Here is a 3348-nt window from a genome sequence, read left to right on the forward strand (position 1 = left end):
CTTTTCGCAGAATTCGTCGTAGATGGCCCGTTCCACCAGGATGCGGGAGCCGGCGGTGCAGCGTTCGCCGTTGAGGGAGAACACCCCGAACAGCGCCGAATCGATCGCGGCGTCAAGATCGGCGTCGGCAAACACGACGCACGGGGACTTTCCGCCGAGCTCCATGGACAGGCCCTTGAGGTTGGCAGCGGCGTTGCGGAAGATGGTCTGGCCCGTGGTCGTCTCGCCGGTGAAGGAGATCAGCGGCACGTCCGGGTGCTTCACCAGCGCGTCGCCGGCTTCTTCGCCCAGGCCATTGACCAGGTTGAACACGCCGTCGGGCAGGCCGGCGTCCCTGAAGATCTGCGCCCAGAGCGAGGCAGAAAGCGGGGTGAACTCGGCCGGTTTCAGGACCACGGTGTTGCCGGTGGCCAGGGCGGGGGCGAGCTTCCAGGATTCCAGCATGAACGGGGTGTTCCACGGGGTAATCAGGCCTGCGACGCCGATCGGCTTGCGGTTCACGTAGTTGATCTGCGAGCCCGGGACTTTCATGGCGTCGTCGAACTGGGCCACGATCAGGTCCGCGAAGAAGCGGAAGTTCTCCGCAGCGCGCAGGGCCTGGCCTTTAGCCTGGGTGATCGGCAGGCCGGTATCAAAGGTTTCGAGTTCGGCGAGGCGGGCTTCCTGCGCTTCAACGGCGTCGGCGATCTTGTTCAACACCCGGGCACGCTCGCGGGGCTTCATCTTCGGCCAAGGACCGTTGACGAATGCTTCGCGGGCGGCGGCGACGGCAAGATCGATGTCTTCCTTCTGACCAGCGGCAGCAGTGGCGTAGTTGCCGTTGGATACCGGGTCCAGGACATCAAAGGTCTTGCCTGAGATGGAGTCAACAAACTCGCCGTTGATGAAGTGCTGGATGTGGGAGGGCAGGTTCTCGGGGGTGTAGTGCTTGGTGGTCTCTACGGAGGTAGTCATCGTTGTCTTCCTTTGTTCATCCAAAGCTTTAGTTGGTGGTGGAGAGGTACGCGTCCAGGGTGGAGGCGCGGTGCTGGCGGGCGGCTTTTTCGATGGTGTCGGCGTCCGCCCCGCCCTCGATAAGTTGCAGCAGTGCTTCGTGTTCGCGCACCGACTCCTGGGCGCGTCCGGGAACAAACCGGAACGTGGAGGACCGGATGGAGGCCAGCCGGTTCCAGCCCCGATGAACCAGGTCCAGAATGTGCGGGTTGGGGCAGTGTTCAAACAGGACGCTGTGGAAATCCTGGTTCAGGGCAGTGAAACGGACGGGGTCGAAGTGCTCCAGGCACTCACGCATTTGCTCGTTCACCGCGCGGGCCCGGGCAATGGCCACCGAGTCGATCAGCGGTGCGGACAGCGCAGTGGCGGCGCCCTCCACGATGCTCAGGGTCTGCATGGTGTACAGGTACTCGGTGGGGTCGATCCCGGACACCGTGGCGCCCACGTTCCGCTCGAACTTCACCAGCCCTTCGGCTTCCAGGCGGCGGATCGCTTCCCGCACGGGGACCACGCTGAAGCCCAAATCCTCGGCGATCTTGGCCAGCACCAGCCGGTAACCCGGCGTGTACGTGCCCTCCACGATGCGCGCCTTCACGGCGGCATACGCTTGCTGGGATTTGCTTTGGGCAGCGGGGTTTTCGACGGCGGAACTCCCGACGGCGGTTTCAGTCACTGTGGGCTCCTTGCCGGCTCTGCCACTCCTGGAAGCGCGCCTGCCATTCCTTGTTCATGGGGTACAGCCCGTCCACGCTGTTGCCTTCCTGGACCATCTGGAAGATGAATGTCTCTTCCTTTTCCTGCTGTATGCAGTCGTCCACCAGTTCTTCAGCGATGGCCGGCGGGATCACCAGGATGCCGTCGGAGTCTGCCACGATGATGTCGCCGGGCTGGACAGTGGCTCCGCCGCAGGCGATGGTGATGTCCGTGTCCCACGGAATGTGCCGGCGTCCCAGGACAGCCGGGTGCGGGTTGGCGAAGTAGGTGGGCATTTCCAGGTCAGCCACAGCCGAGTAGTCGCGGACGCCGCCGTCGGTAATGATGGCAGCGGCCCCGCGCACTTGGGCCCGCAGCGCCAGGATGTCCCCCACCGTGCCGGTGCCCTTCTCGCCGCGGGCTTCCATGACCAGGATTTCGCCTTCGTTCACGGAGTCGATGGCACGTTTCTGGGCGTTGAATCCGCCGCCGTGGGTCTTGAACAGGTCCTCGCGGTTGGGCACGTAGCGAAGGGTCCGGGCAAGTCCCACCACTTTGCGGTCCGGGCGGGTGGCCTGCAAGCCGTCGATGCTCACGTTGTTCAGTCCCCGCTTACGGAGTTGGGAAGACAGGGTTGCAGTAGCAACAGACTCCAGCTTCGCTTTCAGCTCCGGCGTCAGCACCGAAGCCTGGGAAATCGGAGCAGGCAGCCCGGCGGCTTCCCGCGACCCGTAGGCCTCTTCCCGCTGGGTGTCATCAGTCTTGGGCCGGGCGCCGAAGTCCGCGAACGGCGTCGCGCCTTCCATTACTTTGGTGGCCAGGCGGCCGCTGCTGAAGTCACCGCCGGTGACCTCAACTTCGACGACGTCACCTGGCTTGGCAACGGAGGCTCCGGCGGGGGTGCCGGTGAGGATGATGTCACCCTCTTCGAGCGTGAGCAGCTGGGAGAGGTCAGCGACGAGTTGGGCGAACGGGAAGAGCAGGTCCTCGGTGGTGTCGTCCTGGACGAGGTCTCCGTTGTGCCAGGTGCGAATCCTTAAGGCAGCGGGGTCAACGGCGTCGGCCGGGATCAGGGCCGGCCCGACGGGAGTGAAGCCGTCGCCGCCCTTGGACCGGACGTTGGAGCCCTTGTCTGCGTAGCGGAGGTCGTAGACGCCGAGGTCGTTGGATGCAGTGATCCATTCGACGTGGCTCCACGCATCCTCCAGCCCCACGCGGCGCGCGGACTTCCCGATGACCAACGCGATCTCGCCCTCGTAGCCGAGCAGTTCGCAACCGGCCGGACGTTCAACGGTGCCGGGAGCATCCGCGGAGCCGAGTGCCAAGGACGAAGACGGCTTCAGGAAGTACGACGGCTGTTCGGGAGTACGCCCGCGCTGCGCCGCACGGCTGGGGTAGTTGATGTGGACGGCAATGACTTTGCGCGTCCGGGCCAGCATGTCCTGGCTGACTTCCTGGGTCCGGAACTCCAATGTCACGGCGCCTCCTCTTCTTGAAACTGAATCAAGTACGAAATCGTATACGAATCACTATGACCGGGACTGTGAGCTGCGTCAACCCCCTCCCCAGCCCAACTCAGTTGATGCATGCTGGTACCAGATCAGAGGAGGGAAACCATGGAGCCCAAAAGAGAACCGGAGTTGCTGAGGTTTGCCAGCGGCG

The 3348-nt window shown here is 64.0% G+C and carries 3 protein-coding genes; all 3 read right to left on the reverse strand.

All coding sequences use genetic code 11. The features are described 5' to 3' along the window. Positions 1–954: aldehyde dehydrogenase family protein (locus HP499_RS22435; protein ID WP_172326297.1), on the reverse strand; the 954-nt coding region annotated here is incomplete at its 3' end. A 28-nt stretch (positions 955–982) separates the two neighbouring features. Further along, on the reverse strand, positions 983–1666 hold the full coding sequence (locus tag HP499_RS22440; protein WP_172326298.1) for a GntR family transcriptional regulator: 684 nt from the start codon (positions 1664–1666) through the stop codon (positions 983–985). Continuing rightward, entirely contained in the window at positions 1659–3164 is a 1506-nt protein-coding gene (locus HP499_RS22445) for a fumarylacetoacetate hydrolase family protein (RefSeq protein ID WP_172326299.1), read from the reverse strand. The genes HP499_RS22440 and HP499_RS22445 overlap by 8 nt, the downstream gene beginning before the upstream one ends. Positions 3165–3348 lie beyond the last annotated feature (184 nt).

It is taken from the genome of Paenarthrobacter sp. CM16, assembly GCF_013179505.1.
Taxonomy (GTDB): domain Bacteria; phylum Actinomycetota; class Actinomycetes; order Actinomycetales; family Micrococcaceae; genus Arthrobacter.